Below are 20,579 nucleotides of genomic sequence, written 5' to 3'. Positions count from 1 at the left end.
AAGGAGCACAACAGTGAGTGATGAGAATTTAGGCGCCATTGCTTGGCTAGATCTAACGGTTGAAAACGCTCAGCAAACACGAGACTTCTATCAACAAGTGGTTGGCTGGCATGCCCAATCCGTTGATATGGATGGTTATCAAGATTACGCCATGGCGCCAACAAAAGCAGGTGAACCTGTCGCTGGTATTTGTCATGCGCGAGGTGCGAACGCCGACTTACCCGCAATGTGGTTACCTTATTTTTTAGTTAAGAATGTCGAACAAGCTGCGGCTGATGTAAAAGCACTGGGTGGCGTTTTGTGTACGCAATTTAAAACCATGGGGAATGACAGATTTGTGGTCATTAAAGATCCAGCAGGTGCTGCTTGTGCACTTTATCAGCAAGGCTCAAGTTGATTGATTAGCTTTGCCGTATATACTTTTTGTTACCGTTGTTAATGGCTTGTAAGCATGGTTTATTCAAATTATTAAGAAGCCGTATAACCTAAGGGTATGGATTGATAAATTATTCTTATTAGTAAAGAAGTTGCTTGTCATCTAATTTTAAATAAGCGAATAAAAATAAAGCAATCTACTTATTGCACTGCGTTGAAAATTAATAACTAAGAACTCTGTTAGAGCGAACAAATAGTGGGAAAGTATCACATGTTTAAGTTAAAGAAAGTCTCAGAATCTTTATTGTTGGCAATAGCCAGTTACGGTATGGCAACTACGGTAAGTTACGCACAAGAAGCTCCTCAAGAAGAAGAGATTGAACGTATCTCGATTGTTGGTTCGAATATTAAGCGAGCTTCTGACATTGGTGCTTTGCCCGTCACAGCGATGACAGAGCAAGACATTGAAAATACCGCAGCTATAACGGGTGATGAACTATTGCGTTCTATTCCACAAATTGGTGAAGTGAACTTTGGTGCTTCAACCGGTAATGGTGGTGTGAATGATGCGCGTGGTGATGTTTCATCAATTAACTTACGCGGTGTCGGTACAGGTAACACGCTAACCTTGTTAAATGGCCGTCGTTTGGTTACTCACCCCGGCACTCAGTCTGAGAACTTTGTTCCTGTTTCTACGGTTAACTCGAATACCTTGCCTGTTTCAGGCCTTCGTTCACTAGAAATATTACGTGATGGTGCGGCAGCGATTTATGGTTCGGATGCCGTTGCAGGTGTTGTGAACTACGCACTACAAGATGATTATGAAGGCAATAAATTGAGCCTTTCTTACGGCCAGTCTGAAGGCACGCCGTTAGACGAGTTGACATTTAGCTACTTAACAGGCTTTGATGTTGGCGATAAAACTCATGTTACAGCCTCTGTCGCTTACTACAGCCGTGACGGTATGATGGCAAGCGAGCGCAGATATTCACGCAGCCATGATCTCAGAAACTTCCCAACGTTGCCTGAAGAGTTTATTGGTGATACTCAACTCGACAATAGAACCACTGCAACTCCATGGGGTGATTTTGTGTCGGATTCACTTGGCCGTTTCCACTTGCAGCCAGCGGATATGGCACCAGGCGACTGTGTGGTTGACTTAGCTGGTGGTGTTTGTGCCGATAGTGGCAGTTTCCCTCGTGATTTACGTTTTGACCGCGGTACAACTCGTTCGTTAGTGTCAGATGTTGATCGTTTCAATTTCTACACCTATATCACTCATGATTTAGGCAATGATATGGAGTTATTTGCTGAGGCTATTTATTACGAAGCCAATGCAGAGCGAACTCGTGAGCAAACGCCAAACTTAACCTCTCAGCGTTTTACGGTAGCAGCAGATGCCGCTTTCAACCCGTTTGGCGAAGAAGTGCTAGTGCGCAGCTATCGTCCACTAGATGCTGGCCCTCGTAATATCGAAGTTGATGACACAAGTTATCGCGCATTACTTGGCTTGAAAGGTGAGTGGGGTGATTGGTATTGGGAAACAGCAGCTTTCTACACAGCGGCGGAAACCAATGATAAAGCCAATCGCGTAAATGCTATTTTGTTCCAAGAAGCGGTGAACAGTACTGACCCTTCTACTGCCTATAACATCTTTACTGGTGGTGACGTTAACAACCCTAATGAAGGTGATTCGACGCTTAATCCACAAAGTGTTATCGATTCATTTATTACCACAGTGCGTCGTGACTCTGAAACTGAACTTGCTTCAATCGATTTCAAAGCCAGTAATGAAGCCCTTTTCAGCCTGCCGACAGGTGATGTCGGTGTGGCACTTGGTTTAGAGTTTAGACATGAAGGCTTTGAAGACGACCGCGATCCACTACTTGATGGTAGCAGCCCGTTTACTAACCTAGTTACAGGTGCAACACGTCAAGACGCGAGTAGCGTTTTAGGTAGTAGCCCAACACCAGACTCTAAAGGTAGCCGCAATGTCGCGTCAGCGTTTGTTGAATTTATTGCTCCGCTAATTGATAGTGACTCTCAATACCTAGAAATGCAGTTAGCTGCACGATACGAGGACTTTTCTGATGTTGGTGGTAGTGGCCTAAAACCTAAAGTGGCGTTATTTTGGGTACCAGCAGATTGGATTAGCTTACGTGCATCATATGCTGAAGGCTTTAGAGCGCCAGGTCTACCGCAAGTAACGGCTGAAGGTGTACCAAGAGCCAATACAATTTATGACCCAGTTCAAGACAGAAGTTACTCAGTTGTCGATGTACGTAGTGGTACGACAGACTTAGAGCCAGAAGATGACGAAAATACATCATTTGGTATTGTGCTTGAGCCAACTGAAAGCTTAACCATTACGGCGGACTGGTGGAAAATAGAGCAAGAAGACTTGGTGGGTATTTTACCTGGAGCTTCACACCTAGCGTTAGATTTTGTGCGCCGCTCGCAAGGTTCAACAAACTCAGCGGTAGAGCGTGATCCAGTAAGTGGTGACGTAATTCGTATTAATAATGAATATTTGAATTTAGGTAAGCGTGAAATATCAGGTATTGATTTCAGTGTTATTTACGACTTTGAAACGGACTTTGGTGACTTTGAGTTTACCGTTAACGCTGCACATTTGAAGAAATTTGACCAAGAACCAAGCGATATTGACAGCGAGCTAATTGCTTTTAACGAAGCTGGTGGCTTCCCGCAACCAATCGTTATTCAAGGTGCTGGTGACTTGCTTAAACAAAATGGTCGCCCTGAGTGGCGTGGCCGTGCATCAATTAACTGGCGCTATGAGCAATGGGGTGCAGGTATTAATTCTAACTATGTAGGCTCGGTGATTGATACCTCAACGACAGCAACAGTTGATGGCGAAGTGATTGAATTACCAGTTGATAGCATGACAACAACCAACGTGTATGTTGATTACCGTATCGAAGGTAGTGATAGCCTATTAGATGGCAGTAAAATACGCTTTACGGTTCGTAACATTTCCGACCAAGAGCCACCGCTAGCGGATGAGCTTGCCCATGGTTACTTTGGTGCCTTGCACTCGAACCGTGGTCGCTACTTTAACTTGAGCTACTCAAAAGAGTTCTAGTTAACAAAAAACTTTAGTTAACGAAAAATGTGACTCAAAACGGCCTAATGTGAAAACATTAGGCCGTTTTTTATTACAAAATACTCAACACCTTATGTTGAATATCAATAGTAATTGAGTTGTGCGTAACTGTTGTCAACAAGCCTGATATATAGAGTCACAGTTAAACTCGATGCATTGAGGTTTGATGTTTACCTGCTATACCTAAAGAGGGAAATAGACTATGTGAGGATGGTTATAGCAGCGTGCGGCGGAACAGTTCAAAGTAATGGAACGGGTCGGGCTTCCGGAAAATGGAAAGCCTATCGAAAAGCGTTAAATCACTTTATGAGTAACGGTCAGCAGCTTTGTTCGACCAAGCAATGTCAGCAAGGTAATTGCACTTTTCACCTATCAGCAGCTCAATTTGAGGCAATAGAGGTTCAAGACCCGCAGCAGATAGGTGATAAGGTGCAAATTAGCGTACGCGGTGAAGGTTCTTGTATTTGTAGCTAATTCTGCACGCTAACTTATTCTTGTTAAGCTGTCTTAGCTGTGCGCGTCGTAATTATCACCTGTGCTAATCGGTAAAAATAACGTTTGATACAGACGCGTTGCATAGCCGTCAGTCATGCCGGCAACATAATCAGCGATTACACGATAGGCATTTTCACCATTGTCGCTCGCGGCTCGCCAACGTTTAGCTGTGCTTGTTGGCAATAAGCGTTCTGGGTCAGACGAAAGTGCTTCGAATAACTCCATCACCACTTGCTGGCCTCTATATTCGATCCGCTGAATAGCTGGCAGCCTAACAACAAAAGTTAAAACGAAGTTTTTAAAAATATCGAGCACGTTTGCCTGCTCTTCAGGCAGTTTAGCATTGTATCGTAACAGCGGCTCAGCAAACTCTTGAGCATTTGTGTTGACCGGAAGTAATTCGATAGCTGTGATTAAGTAGTTGACGAGTCCACCGATGGCGTCCTTTTGCAAATAATGATGTTCAGAAAAGAGTTTATCGGTTAACCCATCGCAATAGTTGGTCAACCAGCCTTCGCCAATATCTAGCAAAGGCTTAATTACGTGTTCGTCAAAATCGTTGCGGTTAACAACCCCAGTTACAATGGCATCTTCTAGATCATGAATTCCATAGGCAATATCGTCAGCGAGTTCCATTATCGAACAGTCCAACGATTTGTAGCAGGTTCTGCTATGCATGTTGTCACGTGTCACTATGGTTTGGAATAAGTCTCTATCATTGAATGAAAGTGGCGCGAGTATCCAATCAATAATGTCACTGTCATCTTGATATAACCCTTTAGGCGGATGCCAATGGCGCGCTTGTAATTGGCGATAGCTCACGGGGGCTTGATTGGGAACTTTGTGCACTAAGTTGTCGATGAGTTGCGGGTATTTGATTAAACCCAGTAGTGTGCGACGCGATAAATTCATTCCATGACATTCGCTAAACGGCTCTAGGCGCGCCACAATACGTAATGTTTGCCCATTGCCTTCAAAGCCACCGTGTTTGCGCATCATATAATGCAGTGCCACTTCACCACCGTGACCAAAAGGCGGGTGGCCAATATCATGTGCCAAACAAAGCGCTTCAATTAAGGTGTCATCGTCGGGAAATAATTGCGCAGCTAAATCGGGATACTTCGACCTAAGCTGTGCAGTAATGCCTGAGCCAATTTGCGCGGCTTCAAGTGAGTGGGTTAGTCGGGTGCGGTAAAAGTCGCTTTGCCCAGAGCTGATCACTTGTGTTTTTGATTGCAGGCGTCGAAACGCAGCAGAGTGCAGAATTCTGGCTCTGTCTCTTTGAAATGGACTGCGGTGATCTTGCTGGCGTTTATTAGTGCTTGTTGAGCGGCGTGCTAACCAATCTGAGTTCATAGCCTTCCTTTTCCTGTCGAAATCGAAGTTAATACTTTGCTAGCTTGACTTATTTTGACAGTAAAATGCAATACACAGAAAGGCTTAAAGCAGATTGAACAGTTATAGAAGCGGTGAAAAGGCAAAAAGGTGAATAAGAGAACAGACAGTTGAACTGAAGTTGAAACTGCCAAATCTTGGTAGCAACGCAAACAGTGCAAATACTATTGTCGTTAAAATGGACAAAGTATGTGTACTGTTTGGGCTTAATCGATGGCTTTTCAGCAATAAACTATTTATTGGCGATAAATATCGCGCGTTTAGGGGCAGGGTAGCCTTCAATCGTTTTGCTAGGGTCGTTCGGGTCGAGAAAATCTTTTAATGACTCGGTATCAATCCAATCTGTTTTGCGCTGCTCGGCAAGGTCAGTAACATCGGTATTAACCATTCGAACATTGCTAAAGCCACAGCGTTCAAGCCAAGCACACATGGCTTCGCCACTGGGTAAGAACCATACATTGCGCATTTTTGCGTAACGCTCACCGGGCACTAATACAGTATTTTCATCACCATCAACAATTAAGGTTTCAAGCACTAGCTCGCCACCTTTGACTAGCTGCGATTTAAGTTGATAAATAAAATCGATAGGTGAGCGGCGATGATATAGCACGCCCATGGCAAACACAGTATCAAAGGCATTGAGTTCTGGCAGTTGCTCAACGCCTAATGGTAGCAGGTGAACACCATTATCTTTGATAAAGTGTTGAATAGCATTGAATTGGGTGACGAATAGCTGGGTTGGGTCAACGCCAACAACAAATTTCGCGCCAGCGCCACGCATTCGCCATAAGTGATAACCACTGCCACAGCCAATATCGAGTACATAACGGTTACTAAGGTCGCTAATATGCGGTGCTAGGCGATCCCATTTAAAATCGGAACGCCATTCAGTATCAATGTGCAGGCCATGAATATGATAAGGCCCTTTACGCCAAGGTTTTAGCTTTTTCAGCATATGCTCTAGGCGTTTAAGTTGGCCAGGTTCAATTTCTTCAGGTAATCCAACGGTTACACTATTTTCAATATCAAGGTGGTCAGTTTGCGTAACTGGCAGTTGTTCAATAACTTTTTGCCATTGAGCATATTCACCGTGTAAATGATTTTTTTGCCAGTCTGTCAGTTGCGCAGGCAAAGTATCTAACCAATGGCTTAATCGATTACCGGCGATCGCTTGGTAGAAAGAGTTGTATTGGCTCATTTATTTTTTCACCTTTTATTTAGCACCTTTAAAAGCCACGACGGATAAGAAATTAAAACACTGAAACCATTGGCTAACATTAATAAAGCCTGCTTGAGATAAACGCTCGACATGATCTTCTAATGAATCTGGACGCATCACGTTTTCAAGGGCTGTGCGCTTTTGTGCAATTTCTAATTCGCTGTAACCGTTGGCGCGTTTGAAGTCGTGATGCAAATCAATTAATAACTCATTGGTTTGATCGTTTTGATGGGCAATCTTTTCAGACAATACTAATAAACCACCCGGTTTTAAGCCTTGGTAAATCTTATTGATCAGGGCTTGGCGTTTATCGTTTTCGATAAATTGCAGTGTGAAATTAAGTACTACCATTGAAGCGTTTTTGATATCTACGTTTTCAATGTTGTCATTAAATATTTCTACTGGTGTGTTGCCTTTAAACGCCGCGACATGCATTTGGCAGCGTTCAACCATCGCCTGAGAGTTGTCAATGCCAATGATTTTCGCGTCACTGGCAGTAATGGCTCTGCGCATCGCTAAGGTGGCTGCGCCTAGCGAGCAACCTAGGTCGTAAACTGTTGAGTTGTCTTGCACATATTGCTGACTAAGACGCCCAATCGTGTCAATGATGGTATTGTAGCCGGGTACTGAGCGACTGATCATATCAGGAAAAACTTCAACCACTTGCGCATCAAAGGTGAAGTCTTTCACTTGGCTATGTGGGTTTGAATAGATTAAGTCGGTGTCGTTTTTTTGCATATAACGCAGTCATTATCTGGAAAATGGCGGCTATTTTACCCGAATGGATTGATCTTGATAAGATAATATTGCATGGTTGATGTGATGTAGTTTTAGGGTTGGTAATTAATGGATTTCAAAAAGGTAAGCACATTCATCGCAGGAGTGCTTTGGCTTATCACTATATTTTCTGGGCATGTTTTCGCAAATAATCAAACAGAGTTACCTGCCACAAGCGTTAGTCAACAAAGTTTTAAAATAGCGATTTACCAGCAGAATTACCCTTATCAATATATCAATGCTACAGGCCAGCCTTCAGGTATCTTCATCGATTTTTGGCGACTATGGGCTGAAAAGCAAGGTGTAGATATTTCATTTCATGGGTATTCATGGGCTGAGGGACTTGCAGCCGTTGCTGACCAGCAAGTGGACTTCCACGCTGGCTTATTACCCAGTGATACGCGTAAACTTCAGTTATTGATGTCTAACGCCTTGTATCCTCACGATAGCTTTGTTTATTTAGACAGTAAAGTGCAGGATGCCATTACGCTCAGTCAAGTTGCGCCATACAAAGTGGGCGCAGTAAGCGGGCTAGTTAACCTTGAAACTCTTACCGCCGACAATAATATCAGTATTCAGCTATTTCAGTCTCGCCCAGAGCTTTATGACGCGGTACTTAACGGAGAGCTACTCGCTTTTGTTGAGCAAGGAGAGTTAGACAATAGTTACCCTCGCATTAAAGAGTTAGGCGCGATCTTCCCTAAATATAAGCGTTTAAATTACTTCACCGGCGACTATAGTGCAGCGGTCGCAAACGATAATGTTGAATTACTTAATTATATCAATCAAGGTTTAGCAAAAATAACCCTAGCTGAGCGCGTTGATATCGAGAAAAAGTTTCTGAATATGGCGCCAGAAGGCGATGTGCTCAACCTTGGTTTTGCAGGTAATTTACCACCTTATATGGGGTATTCAGCATCTGGCCAGCCGCAAGGTTTATTTATTGATATGTGGCGACTATGGGCAAAACACACAGGTCATCAGGTCAACTTCGTTGGCGATTCGTTAAATCGCTCTTTCACACAGCTAGTGCGTGGTAGCCTTGATGCACATATTGCTTATACCAGTGTTTTTGACGAGAACAGCGGCTTACAAAAGTCAGCTAAGGTATATTCACTTAGTTCACAAGTTTTTGTCTCAAATCGATTGCCTAATATTACCTCGCTTGAACAGCTTAACGGTAAAGTTGTTGGTGTTTTTAAAGCAGCGCCTTATGTCGACAGCGTAACTAAGCAGTACCCTGAGATTAACTACCGAATGTTTTCAGAATTAGCGGAGATGATTGCCGCCGCTGAGCGTGGCGAAATTGATGCTGCCATTTCTGAAGTAGAAACCATGCAAGTCAAACTAGTTAATGCCAATTTGCAGGGGCTGTTCTACTTACTTGATCAGCCAGCTTTTCCTATCGATATTTTTGCAGTAGTTGCCAAAGGTGATACACAATTAATGCGCGATATTGAACAAGGGTTTGCTAGCATTCCGCGCAAAGAGCTGCACATGTTGGAATCTATTTGGCTAAAGGAACATGCCAATTCTCATTTTTCGTTGCTTGAACCGAAAATTCCACTCACGGAGCAACAACAGCATTGGGTGCGAGAAAACCCTGTATTGAAAGTAGGTATTACTAAAGACTGGGAGCCATTAGAGTTTATTGGTGAAGACGGTCAGCCACTTGGTATTAATCGCGATGTTATTGAATCTGTAACGCAAAGTGCTGGCTTTGAACTTGAATTTTTAGCCTATGATAATTGGGCGGCGCTAGTTGCTGGATTTCGTGATAATGAGATTGATTTAATTCTGGGTGTGTCGAGCGATAATAGCCGCGCCCCTGACTTTGAATTTACCGACAGCTATTGGCAAATGCCGTGGAGTATCATTTACCGCCGTATTCTTGGGCGAATAAATAGTTTGGCTGATTTAAACGGTAAAACACTCGCTATTGTCAAAGGTTACCAATTAACTAACTGGGTGAAAGCGAATTACCCTGAGATTGATGTAGTTTTGGTCAATTCAACCACAGAAGGGGTGTTAGCGGTGCAACAAGGTTTTGTTGATGGCTTTGTTGAAGGTTTGCCTGTTGCATCTAAGCTCGCGAAACAAGAGAGCATAGTCCCGTTAGAAGTTGCTGTCGTACCGGAATTTCCATCGCAAGATAGCCGCATTGGTATTCACAAAGGTAACCATGTACTGCAAAGTATTTTAAACCAAGGTTTATCAACGATTGATGACAAAAAGCGGCAAGAAATTTTTAACCGTTGGTTTGATATCAATATTCACTCGGGTTGGGATAAACGATTCGTAACTCGGATCGCCACCCAAGTCGGTTTCGTGATTTTCGCGATTATTTTGTTTGTTGTGCTTTGGAACCGTCGACTGCATAAAGAAGTAGGTCGTCGTAAGGCACTCGAAATGCAAATGAAACACATGGCCACACATGATGAATTGACAGGGCTAGCCAATCGAACATTGATTAAAACGCAAATGGAGTCGGCAATAGCACTGCATCAGCGCCAAGGGCTGAAGCTTGCGGTAATGTTTGTTGATCTTGATGGCTTTAAAGCCGTTAATGACAAATACGGCCATGATTTTGGCGATGTTGTATTGCAACAAGTGGCAGAGCGATTAACCAGCTGTGTTCGAAAATCTGATACCGTTTGTCGTTTTGGTGGTGATGAATTCGTGGTGTTGCTAACCAGTTTAAATAATAAAGAAGAAGCTGCATTTATCGCTGAAAAAATTATTAACTTGATTGCTAAACCATTTATTGGCAATCAAATCAAAGCGACGTTAGGGGCCAGTATTGGTATTTCAGTATTCCCCGATGATTCAGACAGCGCAGCCGATTTATTTAAAATGGCGGATAACTTAATGTATCGCGTTAAATCATCAGGCAAGAACAATTATAGTTATCTGTAAGCACTGCTTTTTGGGTAATTACCCGATATCTAAAAATTAGCGAAATCAAGCTGGTTCCATCGGGTGACATTAGCGCGCTTTTCTATATAATATCCGCAATTTTATGTATTCCCCGCTAATGATGGCGGGTTTTTCATGTCAGGATATTTCTAGATGCGTACTCTTTATTGTGGTGAGGTTAACGAATCTCACGTTGGGCAAGAAGTCACTTTATGTGGTTGGGTTAATCGTCGTCGCGACTTAGGCGCTGTGATCTTTTTAGATTTGCGTGATCGCGAAGGCATTGTACAAGTGGTATTTGACCCAGATTTACCCGAAGTACTTGAAACGGCTAACACATTGCGCAATGAGTTCTGTGTACAGGTTAAAGGTAAAGTGCGTGCACGCCCAGAAAGCCAAGTTAACAAAGATATGGCAACAGGTGCCATTGAAGTTTTAGGTTTAGAGCTAAATATCTTAAACCGCGCAGCGCCATTGCCCTTAGACTTCAACCAAGATAACTCTGAAGAGCAACGCTTAAAGTACCGCTACTTAGATTTACGTCGCCCTGAAATGACAGAGCGTTTACGTTTTCGTGCGAAAGTAACAGCAGCCGTTCGTGAATCGTTAGAGTCGCAAGATTTTATGGATATCGAAACGCCAATTCTTACCGCAGCTACACCAGAAGGTGCGCGTGATTACTTAGTACCAAGTCGTACGCACAAAGGTAGCTTCTTCGCATTGCCACAATCGCCGCAGTTATTTAAGCAATTGCTGATGATGTCGGGCATGGAGCGTTACTACCAAATCGTTAAGTGTTTCCGCGATGAAGACTTACGTGCTGATCGCCAACCAGAATTCACGCAAATTGATATTGAAACGTCATTTATGACGGCTGATCAAGTAATGGAAGTGACGGAAAAAATGATCCGTGATTTATTCCTTAAATTACTTGATGTTGACCTAGGTGATTTCCCACGTATGCCATACTCAGAAGCGATGACTCGTTTTGGCTCAGACAAGCCAGACTTGCGTAACCCGCTTGAAATTGTTGACGTGGCAGACATTCTAAAAGACGTTGAATTCAAAGTATTCTCAGGTCCAGCGAATGATGAAAAAGGCCGCGTTGCGGTTATTCGCGTGCCACAAGGTGCAGCCCAGTTCTCACGTAAAAACATTGACGATTTAACGAAGTTTGTTGGCATTTACGGCGCTAAAGGTATGCCGTGGCTGAAAGTGAACGACAAAGCCGCTGGCATGGAAGGTATCCAATCGCCAATTCTTAAATTCTTAGATGAAACAGCAGTGAACGCGCTACTTGAACGTACAGGCGCAGAAACTGGCGACATTATTTTCTTCGGTTCAGACAGCTACAACGTAGTTACTGAATCTTTAGGCGCATTGCGTTTAAAACTTGGTGAAGACTTAGGCTTAACCACAGATGAGTGGAAACCACTATGGGTTGTAGACTTCCCAATGTTTGAAGAAGTTGACGGTCACTTACATGCACTTCACCACCCATTTACTGCACCAAGCAATATGACACCAGAAGCGCTTGAAGCAAACCCAATTGGCGCGCTTTCAAACGCTTACGATATGGTACTTAACGGTTGTGAGTTAGGTGGTGGTTCAGTGCGTATCCACGACCAAGCAATGCAAGCAGCGGTATTCAGAATTCTAGGTATCAGCGATGAAGAAGCACAAGAGAAGTTTGGCTTCTTATTAGAAGCACTACAATACGGTGCGCCACCACATGCTGGTTTAGCGTTCGGTCTTGACCGTTTAGTGATGCTAATGACAGGTGCAAGCTCTATTCGTGATGTAATGGCATTCCCGAAAACAACAACAGCGGCATGTCCATTAACCAACGCACCTGGTCAAGCTAACCCTGCGCAATTAGCAGAGTTAAACATTGCCACGATTGCCAAGCAAGACGAAAAAGCTGAACAAGAATAGTAGTGATAGGAAGCGACGAGTTAAGTTGTTTCCTTAGTCCAATTCTGTAAAGTGGTAAAACGCGCTAGGATATCAATTAGCATTAATGCATTGAGCCAGCGCGTTTTTTTATGGAATTTTTTAACGAATTATTAGGGTAACTCATTGGCAATTATTTTAGGTATCGACCCAGGTTCAAGGTTCACCGGTTATGGCGTGATAGAGCAGCACGGGCGAAAATTTACCTATCTAGGTAGTGGTTGTATCAAAGCGATTGCGGCAGGGGAAGATTTAGGTACACGTTTACAAACCATCTTTGCGGGTGTATCAGAGCTGATTATCCAGTTCAAGCCAGATATGTTCGCCATTGAACAGGTGTTTATGGCAACTAACCCTGATTCAGCGCTAAAACTTGGGCAAGCACGAGGGGCAGCCATTGTCGCTGCAACCAATGCGGGTATGTCGATTGCTGAGTATTCCGCTCGCCAAATAAAGCAATCAGTGGTTGGTACAGGTGCTGCGGATAAAACCCAAGTGCAACATATGGTCAAATCCATTCTTAAACTGCCGGGTACACCTCAAGCAGACGCCGCCGATGCGCTTGCCGTGGCGCTTTGTCATGCACACAGCCACGATTCGATTGTAAAAATGGCGGGGCAGGCGAGTAAAACGGTACGAGGTCGCCTGCGTAAATAAGTACTTAGGTATTTAAATCGGTTTACTGTATAAATATCTAGTGTTAAGCTCGCTTTATTAAATAAGTTAGAACACTGAAGTTGGCTGAGCGAGAAGTTGTTGAGCTAGCAGCCGTAAAGAGGATGTGCCGTGATAGGACAATTACGTGGCAAATTATTAGTCAAACAGCCACCTGATATTATCATTGACTGCAACGGCGTTGGTTATGAAGTGCAAGTGCCAATGACCACGCTTTATGCATTACCTGAATTAAACCAAGAAACCACGCTTTATACCCACTTCGTTGTGCGAGAAGATGCACAGCTACTGTATGGTTTTGCCAATCAAGTGGATCGCAAACTGTTTCGTTTGTTAATTAAAGCCAGTGGTGTCGGGCCAAAACTAGCACTCGCGATTTTGTCTGGCATGTCGGCAGAGCAGTTTGTGAGTTGTGTTGCCCATGACGACGTTACAACCATAGTGAAAATTCCCGGTATTGGTAAGAAAACCGCTGAACGCTTATTAATTGAAATGCGCGATCGCATTAAAGATTGGCAAACCGATTTAGCGACGCCTGCAACCGATACTGCGCCATTTGAATTAGCCGCTGATAATGCACTTACAATTAGCGATGCCAAAGGCGATGCGATTAACGCACTGGTTTCGCTTGGCTATACACAAGCACAAGCTGATAAAGCAATTAAAGCTGTGTATGATGCTAACAAATCTAGCGAGCAGTTGATCAAAGATGCGCTCAAAGCCATGCTGTAGTTGGCAAAAAATTACGCTTAAAACGCAAATAAGACACAGAACAAGTCAGAAATAGAAGAATATAGATGATAGAAGCAGATCGACTAATCCAGCCGGCAGCAACGATAGAAGATGAAGGGGTAGATCGCGCGATTCGCCCGAAAATGCTGGCGGATTACACAGGGCAAGATCACGTAAAAGCGCAAATGGAAATCTTTATCCCTGCGGCAAAAAAGCGCAATGAACCGCTTGATCATCTACTCATTTTTGGCCCGCCTGGTCTAGGTAAAACCACACTTGCCAATATTGTTGCTAATGAAATGGGCGTAAGTATTCGCACTACGTCTGGGCCAGTATTGGAAAAAGCAGGGGACTTAGCGGCGCTGCTGACCAACTTAGAAGAAAACGATGTTCTCTTTATTGATGAAATTCATCGCTTAAGTCCTATGGTAGAAGAAGTCTTGTATCCAGCGATGGAAGACTATCAATTGGATATTATGATTGGTGAAGGGCCAGCTGCTCGCTCGATTAAACTCGACTTACCGCCTTTTACTCTGATTGGCGCGACTACTAGAGCCGGTGCATTAACCTCTCCGCTTAGAGATCGTTTTGGCATTGTTCAACGCTTAGAGTTTTACTCAGCTAAAGATTTAACGGATATCGTTTCACGGTCCGCTCATTTCCTTAATCTGACGATTGATCAAGAAGGTGCATTAGAAGTGGCTCGCCGCTCGCGCGGTACACCGCGCATTGCCAACCGTTTATTGCGCCGAGTGCGTGACTACGCAGATATTAAAACTGGCGGTATCGTTAACAAAGAAAGTGCTGCTAGTGCGCTTGATATGCTTGAAGTTGATAACGAAGGCTTCGACATTATGGACAGAAAGCTATTGCAAGCCATAATCGATAAGTTTATGGGCGGGCCAGTAGGGCTTGATAACTTAGCGGCGGCCATTGGCGAAGAGCGTGAAACCATTGAAGATGTGCTTGAACCGTTTTTAATTCAGCAAGGCTTTTTACAACGTACACCAAGAGGCCGAATTGTTACAGAACGCACTTATCAGCATTTTGGGCTAACTAAACCCGCTTAGTATCAGCAGCAACGTATCCGCAGTAACAGGTACGAGAACGGTAGAAATTAAAATAATAAAAAGGATTAACGATCTAGTTAATCCTTTTTAGCTTGTGAGCTGAGAACAATAGCGTTAAGAGAAATAAAACCACACTCTCACTGCAAGTTATTTTTGCGACACCCACATACTGTCTTTCATTTCATTCAGTGACTTGCGCTGACAAGCCGCTTTTAATTGGCAATCTCCACCAAGTCTACTGCCTGTAGAGTCATTTCTACTGCGAAAGTTGGCGAGCAACATGTCAAAGCCTTGTTTCAGCGTAGAGCCTGTAACTGTTATACGTTCGTATGTTTTACCTTCCCAGTTAGTCAAATCAACGCTACCAGCATCAGTTTTTGCCAACCACATGTTGTGCTCAACCAGCTTATTGTAAAGGGAAGGGTAATTAGTTTCATTAAACACTTTTTGGTTGTTTAGCTCTTCAACAAGCTTAGGTAATTTGCTGTAGCGTTTATCAAATGCTCTGCTTAGCCATTTGTCTGAGGCCTGATAATTTGGTGCACCACTATTTTGAATATCACCTTGCGCATGCGCTTTGCCTAATAAAAACAAGGCGTGGATATGACCATTAGCCGCCGCGCGCTCTAGCCAATAAACACCTTGTTTATGATCTTGTAAGCCAGGCTCAGAGACAAAAATTAGCCCCGTCATATATTGTGCTTCTTTTGAACCATTAACTGCCGATTTTCGGTAGTATTTTAGAGCAAGCGTTTTGTCGACTTCGGTGCCATAGCCGTAGTAATAAAATTTAGCGGTGTTGTATTCAGCTGAAATGTAACCTTTGCGTGCTGCACGTTTAAATTTCTTAAAATAAGAGACACACTCTGCTGTGTCACATGCTGTTATTTGTGCAGCACTTGCAGCGCCTGTGTAGGTTACAGATGCGAACACTAGAGTACTCATAATAGCCGCAACTAGTGTCGAAATACGCTTAGAAGAAGCGCGTTTGGAATTTGTATTTACTTGGTTTGTCATATAGTCCCTCTCTTGACGTGTTTGATCCGTGTTCAACTCTAAAGACTTACGTAATTATTGGCTTGCATAATTATTGACTTACGTAGTTATTACATTAACTAACTAAGTTTAGCCTATACAACTAGCTTCACAGTAGTGTTGTTGCGCAGCGCTACTGTTCAAGTTTAGTGATTTTATGAAGTGATTAGCAAATATACAATTACCACTAAAGCGTAATCATTACAAATCTATCGTATCAGCGAACAGCGTTAGTAATTGAAACTATTAAGTTTTAGCAAAAATAAGCCCGCATATATGTGCGGGCAATACTGTTGAGAAGATTGGAAAATCAGTGTTCAGGTGATGAGCGTTCCTATTGCTGTGATACCCACTGACTGTCTTTCATTTCATTTAACGATTTACGTGCGCAAGCTCCGGTTAGCTGACAGTCGCTACCTAATCGGCTGCCTGTGGAGTTGTTTCTACCACGGAAAGTTGCCAGCAAATTATCGAACGCTTCTGTTTGGCTGTAGCCTGTAACTGTAATGCGCTCATAAGTTTTACCATCCCAGTTGCTCAAGGCAACTTCGCCGTCGCTGTTTTTTGCTAGCCACATATTGTGCTCAACTAACTTGTTGTAAAGGGAAGGGTAGTTAGTTTCATTAAACACCTTTTTCGCATTTAACTCTTCAACGAGTGCTGGTAACTTGTTGTAGCGTTTATCAAAAGATTTGGTAAGCCATATATCTGATGCTTGATAGTTTGGTGCACCACCATTAATCGTGTCGCCTTGCGCATGCGCTTTGCCCAGTAAAAATGCCGCGTGGATGTGACCATTAGCTGCGGCTCGCTCTAGCCAGTAAATACCTTGCTCGTGATCTTGCAAGTCAGGCTCCGACACGTAAATTAGGCCTGTCATATATTGTGCTTCTTTCGAACCGTTTACAGCTGTTTTTCTGTAGTATTTTAAAGCAAGTGCTTTGTCTGCTTCGGTGCCGTAACCGTAGTAATAAAACTTAGCCGTATTGTACTGTGCTGAAACATATCCTTTACGGGCTGCGCGCTTAAACTTTTTGAAATAAGAAGCACACTCTTCAGTGTTGCACGCTTCCAATTGATTTGCATTGGCAGGCTGAGTAAATGTGGTAGGTATGAGTAACATGGCAGCTACATAGCCAGCGATTAATGTTGATAAACGCTTATTAGTACTGCTTGCTGAGGTTATTCTTGTTGAGTTTGCCATATTTTCCCTCTCATGATGCGTGTGATCCGATTATAACGCTAACAACTTCTATCAAAAGTACACTGCAAAAACCTATTTAGCCAGCAAAAAGCCTTAATTAAGTGGCTATATTCTCAGTGTTTTAATCAGGTTTAACTAACAGGTTTAATCCAAGGTTCAATTGAATTACGAAGCAGTTAGTACATTTACTACTATCACTAACGAGTAATAATTACAAACACTTGGCAAAAAATACTCATCATCAATTTGAAAAATAACTAGGACGTGTTGATCTTTCAGGGTTGCTTTTGCAGCTGTCTGTTTGGGTTTTATACAAGGCGGCACTTGTGCTGTGTAGTCATTCTCCATAAATAAGTGCCAACACAGTAGAAAATTCAAACAGACGCTGCCCTGCGGGTTCATCTAAACGCCTCCTGCTCTTTGTTGCTCGCTTTTTACATGCGACTGCATGGATGCAGGAGCTAGAGCGACTCAGGAGACAAAGCCGAGAACGACTATGAGACAAAACGAGCGCCGCGATCAGAAAGCGTTTAGATTGAACAAAATTCAATCTCGAAAGATCGACACGCCCTATATTACAGGCAAAAAAAAAGCCCGCTTATTTGAAGCGGGCCAACTTAATAAAGTTGATAGAAGGAAGTTAAAAAATTCCAGGAAACATGTCAGAGAGAAGATGGTGTATCACCACCTTTTCAAGGTATCTGTGCTTGTGAGAAGCTCTCACTGCGCTAGCTCAGAAAACAAGGGTATTTTAGGCAGGGTTAAGCGTGTTGGCAAACTAATAAAATTTTATTTAAGCATTAGAAAAACTAATCCGAAATGGATAGGTATGATTAGTATGTACTGCCTAATGAATAGTTATGGCGTGTTATTCGTTGTTTTGTGAATTTTTATTCGCGAAATATGAATATTACGATTAGGTTAAATTAAGTAAGGAAAATGTTGGCTTTTTATTCGAGATAGCGCTTTTTTACAATTTAATGACGAATTAAGCGCTTCAAGCCCTTGTCGGCGTAGGGCTTTGTTATTAAGATAATCGCCATAACAACTAGTGTAACTCTATTACTCAATAATTAATGACCTCTCCTTCGTTTCAATTACCTATCCGCGTGTTTTATGAAGACACGGATGCGGGTGGTATTGTCTATTACGCAAATTATTTAAAATTTTTTGAACGCGCGCGCACGGAGTGGTTAAGAGCACTAGGCATTGCTCAGTCAGATTTTCTCGAACATTCATTGGGTTTTGTTGTCAGACGAGTTGAAATGGACAACATTGCACCCGCCCGATTGGACGATCTTATTACGGTTCACTCCGAGATAACACGACTGAAAAAAGCCAGTGTGATGTTTTCACAGTCTATAACCCATGAAAACGGCAAGGTACTTTGCCGAGTGGAAGTTACCGTGGCTTGCGTAGATTTTTCGAAAAATAAACCCTGCCCAATACCAGCATTTATCCTAGGAGCATTGCAAAGTGTCAGCTGAATTATCAATTTTTGATTTATTTCTTCAAGCTAGTTTATTAGTTAAATCGGTAATGCTGATCTTGTTAGCATTCTCAATTGCCTGTTGGGCGATGATTTTTCAGCGTAAAAAGGCGCTAGATCAGGCTGCAAATCAATTAAAACAATTTGAAGATAGATTTTGGAGTGGGGCTGACTTAACTAAGCTTTATAACGAAATCTCATCTCGCCAGCACGTACAAGGTATTGAAAGCCTATTTGTTGCTGGATTCAAAGAATTTGCCCGATTACGCAAAAGTAATATTCAATCGCCGCAAGCAATAGTCGACGGTACGCACCGCGCTATGCGTGTTGCGCTGTCACGTGAAGTTGATAGTTTAGAAACCCACTTACCTTTTATGGCGACTGTAGGTTCTATTAGCCCGTATATCGGTTTATTCGGTACCGTTTGGGGGATCATGAATTCTTTTATTGCCCTAGGTGCAGTGCAACAAGCAACGTTAGCTATGGTCGCGCCAGGTATTGCCGAAGCACTTGTGGCAACCGCTATGGGTTTGTTTGCGGCAATTCCTGCGGTAATGGCGTTTAACCGCTTTAGTCATAAAGTTGAAAAACTTGAAAATAGCTATGGCAACTTTATGGAAGAGTTCTCTTCCATTTTACATCGTCAATCTGCGATTGAGCACTAAGAGGCGGAGTACATTATGTATAACCGTGTTAGACGAAGAAAAGTTGCGGAAATCAATGTAGTTCCCTACATCGATGTCATGTTGGTGTTGCTGATCATCTTTATGGTTACTGCGCCGCTTATCACCCAAGGGGTTAAAGTCGATCTACCAAAAGCTGACTCAGAGCCGCTGGATAAAGATAGCAAAACGCCAATTGTCGCGTCAGTTGATGCACAAGGTAATTACTATATTGCAGAAGGCGCAGGTAAGAATAAACGCGTTAGCGCAGAAGAGTTGGAAATTGAAATTGCCGCTCAGCTGCAGCAAGACCCAAAAAAGCCCGTTGTCGTTAACGGTGACGGCGCGGTTTCTTATGACGCGGTTATTCAGTTGATGGTGCTACTGCAAAAAGCGGGTGTGCCTTCGGTTGGCTTGATGACAGACACGCCGGAGAAATAAGGCGTGCCAAGTAAACTGACTTCTTCGAAAGTGCTACTTAGCAAGTTAACCTCACCTGTTGGTTTAAGTCTAAGTTTGCACTTTGCGCTGGGCATGGTGCTGCTTTTTGGTAATTTTACTTCGCATCCTCCTAAGCCCGCGCCAATGCAAGTTAACTTAAACCCTATTCAAGCGGTTGTTGTTGACAATTCTGCAATTGAAAATCACGCGAAAAAGCTGCGTGAAGAAAAAGCAAGAGCAGAAGCGGCCAAGCAAAAACGCATTCGCGAGCAAAAGGAAAAAGCCGAAGCGGCTAAACGCCGCAAAGCAAAAGAGCAAGCACGTATTAAAAAGCTCGAACAGCAGCGCAAGCAAAAGGAAAAAAATAAGCGCATTGCAGAAGAAAAAGCCCGCCAAGCCAAACAAAAAGCAATAGCTGCAGAAAAAGCGCGTAAGAAAAAAGAGCAAGAGCGCAAGCGCAAAGAAAAAGCAGCTGCTGAAGCGAAAAAGAAACGTGAACGCGAAGAAGCTATTCGCGAAAAGAAAGAGCAAGAACGCAAGCGCAAAGCTGAAGCAGAGCGCAAACGTAAAGCGCAAGAAGCGAAAGAGCGAGCAAGGCAAGAACAGTTACTAGCTGAGCAAATGGCGCAAGAAATGGCTGCAAGACAACGTGCGCGTGGTCAGCAAATGCAGTCTGAAATCAGCCGCTACACAGCACTTATTACCCAAACGATAAAGCGACACTTGATCACCGACCGCTCTACGATGGAAGGAAAGTCTTGTAAATTGACCATAACTCTAGCACCATCTGGATTTGTGACTAATGTGCAAACTGGCCAGGGCAGTGCGGTTGTTTGTAACGCAGCTAAAAATGCGGTTTATAAAGCGGCAACTTTACCGGTATCAAAAGATCCAGAAGTGTTTGCGCAAATGCGAAGAATTAGCTTAACCGTAGTGCCAGAGTTCTAAATTGGTCACTATGCAAGATAAAAATTATTAACAGAGCCATAACGAGTAAAGCAAAAATATATGTTTCAA

Annotated in this window: 17 protein-coding genes; 12 read left to right on the top strand and 5 right to left on the bottom strand. The window is 43.1% G+C overall.

Going from position 1 to position 20,579, the window contains the following annotated elements:
• Positions 1 to 13: 13 nt before the first annotated feature.
• From ACSLUR_RS14770 to ACSLUR_RS14760, 3 genes are all read left to right on the top strand, one after another.
• Entirely contained in the window at positions 14 to 397 is a 384-nt protein-coding gene (locus ACSLUR_RS14770) for a VOC family protein (RefSeq protein ID WP_448555802.1), read from the top strand.
• Between the two features lie 249 nt (positions 398 to 646).
• Complete coding sequence (locus ACSLUR_RS14765; RefSeq protein WP_448555800.1) at positions 647 to 3,478, top strand: TonB-dependent receptor domain-containing protein; 2,832 nt, start codon at positions 647 to 649, stop codon at positions 3,476 to 3,478.
• 225 nt (positions 3,479 to 3,703) lie between these two features.
• On the top strand, positions 3,704 to 3,973 hold the full coding sequence (locus ACSLUR_RS14760) for a hypothetical protein (protein ID WP_448555798.1): 270 nt from the start codon (positions 3,704 to 3,706) through the stop codon (positions 3,971 to 3,973).
• A 33-nt stretch (positions 3,974 to 4,006) separates the two neighbouring features.
• Here ACSLUR_RS14760 and ACSLUR_RS14755 read toward each other — a convergent pair whose 3' ends face one another.
• The 3 genes from ACSLUR_RS14755 to cmoA form a co-directional block, all read right to left on the bottom strand.
• Positions 4,007 to 5,350 (bottom strand): anti-phage deoxyguanosine triphosphatase, encoded by a 1,344-nt coding sequence (locus ACSLUR_RS14755; protein WP_448555796.1) that lies wholly within the window; start codon positions 5,348 to 5,350, stop codon positions 4,007 to 4,009.
• A 271-nt stretch (positions 5,351 to 5,621) separates the two neighbouring features.
• Positions 5,622 to 6,587: a tRNA 5-methoxyuridine(34)/uridine 5-oxyacetic acid(34) synthase CmoB gene (gene cmoB, locus ACSLUR_RS14750; RefSeq protein ID WP_448555794.1), complete on the bottom strand. Its 966-nt coding sequence runs from the start codon at positions 6,585 to 6,587 to the stop codon at positions 5,622 to 5,624.
• A gap of 15 nt (positions 6,588 to 6,602) precedes the next feature.
• Positions 6,603 to 7,346, bottom strand: coding sequence for a carboxy-S-adenosyl-L-methionine synthase CmoA (gene cmoA, locus ACSLUR_RS14745; protein WP_448555792.1), 744 nt, complete (start codon positions 7,344 to 7,346; stop codon positions 6,603 to 6,605).
• Between the two features lie 108 nt (positions 7,347 to 7,454).
• Here cmoA and ACSLUR_RS14740 point away from each other — a divergent pair, with 108 nt between their 5' ends.
• The 5 genes from ACSLUR_RS14740 to ruvB all read left to right on the top strand — a co-directional run bounded on the left by ACSLUR_RS14740 (position 7,455) and on the right by ruvB (position 14,731).
• Positions 7,455 to 10,301, top strand: a complete 2,847-nt coding sequence (locus ACSLUR_RS14740) for a transporter substrate-binding domain-containing protein (RefSeq protein WP_448555790.1) — start codon at positions 7,455 to 7,457, stop codon at positions 10,299 to 10,301.
• Between the two features lie 153 nt (positions 10,302 to 10,454).
• Entirely contained in the window at positions 10,455 to 12,236 is a 1,782-nt protein-coding gene (gene aspS, locus ACSLUR_RS14735; RefSeq protein WP_448555788.1) for an aspartate--tRNA ligase, read from the top strand.
• A gap of 144 nt (positions 12,237 to 12,380) precedes the next feature.
• The gene (gene ruvC, locus ACSLUR_RS14730; protein ID WP_116000568.1) at positions 12,381 to 12,911 is read left to right on the top strand and encodes a crossover junction endodeoxyribonuclease RuvC; all 531 of its coding nucleotides are present in this window, start codon (positions 12,381 to 12,383) and stop codon (positions 12,909 to 12,911) included.
• A 129-nt stretch (positions 12,912 to 13,040) separates the two neighbouring features.
• On the top strand, positions 13,041 to 13,661 hold the full coding sequence (ruvA, locus tag ACSLUR_RS14725) for a Holliday junction branch migration protein RuvA (protein WP_448555785.1): 621 nt from the start codon (positions 13,041 to 13,043) through the stop codon (positions 13,659 to 13,661).
• A 65-nt stretch (positions 13,662 to 13,726) separates the two neighbouring features.
• Positions 13,727 to 14,731, top strand: coding sequence for a Holliday junction branch migration DNA helicase RuvB (gene ruvB / locus ACSLUR_RS14720; RefSeq protein ID WP_448555783.1), 1,005 nt, complete (start codon positions 13,727 to 13,729; stop codon positions 14,729 to 14,731).
• A 147-nt stretch (positions 14,732 to 14,878) separates the two neighbouring features.
• On the opposite strand, the gene ACSLUR_RS14715 is transcribed toward ruvB, so the two are convergent.
• Positions 14,879 to 15,748: a tetratricopeptide repeat protein gene (locus tag ACSLUR_RS14715; RefSeq protein ID WP_448555781.1), complete on the bottom strand. Its 870-nt coding sequence runs from the start codon at positions 15,746 to 15,748 to the stop codon at positions 14,879 to 14,881.
• Positions 15,749 to 16,100: 352 nt separating this feature from the next.
• Positions 16,101 to 16,970: a tetratricopeptide repeat protein gene (locus ACSLUR_RS14710; protein WP_448555778.1), complete on the bottom strand. Its 870-nt coding sequence runs from the start codon at positions 16,968 to 16,970 to the stop codon at positions 16,101 to 16,103.
• A gap of 1,076 nt (positions 16,971 to 18,046) precedes the next feature.
• Between ACSLUR_RS14710 and ybgC the strand changes: the two genes are divergently transcribed.
• Genes ybgC through tolA form a run of 4 tightly spaced genes read left to right on the top strand, consistent with a single transcriptional unit; the run spans position 18,047 to position 20,510 of the window.
• Complete coding sequence (gene ybgC, locus ACSLUR_RS14705; protein WP_448555776.1) at positions 18,047 to 18,457, top strand: tol-pal system-associated acyl-CoA thioesterase; 411 nt, start codon at positions 18,047 to 18,049, stop codon at positions 18,455 to 18,457.
• Entirely contained in the window at positions 18,447 to 19,124 is a 678-nt protein-coding gene (gene tolQ / locus ACSLUR_RS14700) for a protein TolQ (RefSeq protein WP_116000562.1), read from the top strand. Before ybgC ends, tolQ begins: the two co-directional genes overlap by 11 nt.
• A 15-nt stretch (positions 19,125 to 19,139) precedes the next feature.
• A complete protein-coding gene (tolR, locus tag ACSLUR_RS14695) occupies positions 19,140 to 19,562 on the top strand; it encodes a protein TolR (protein WP_448555774.1) in 423 nt (140 codons plus the stop codon).
• 3 nt (positions 19,563 to 19,565) lie between these two features.
• Positions 19,566 to 20,510 carry a cell envelope integrity protein TolA gene (tolA, locus tag ACSLUR_RS14690; RefSeq protein WP_448555772.1) on the top strand — a complete coding sequence of 315 codons (945 nt, stop codon included), beginning with the start codon at positions 19,566 to 19,568 and terminating at the stop codon, positions 20,508 to 20,510.
• Positions 20,511 to 20,579 lie beyond the last annotated feature (69 nt).

The sequence above is a fragment of the Thalassotalea montiporae genome (assembly GCF_053485855.1).
The sequence above is the reverse complement of the archived record's forward strand: the minus strand, read 5'-3'. Positions and strand labels throughout refer to the sequence as shown.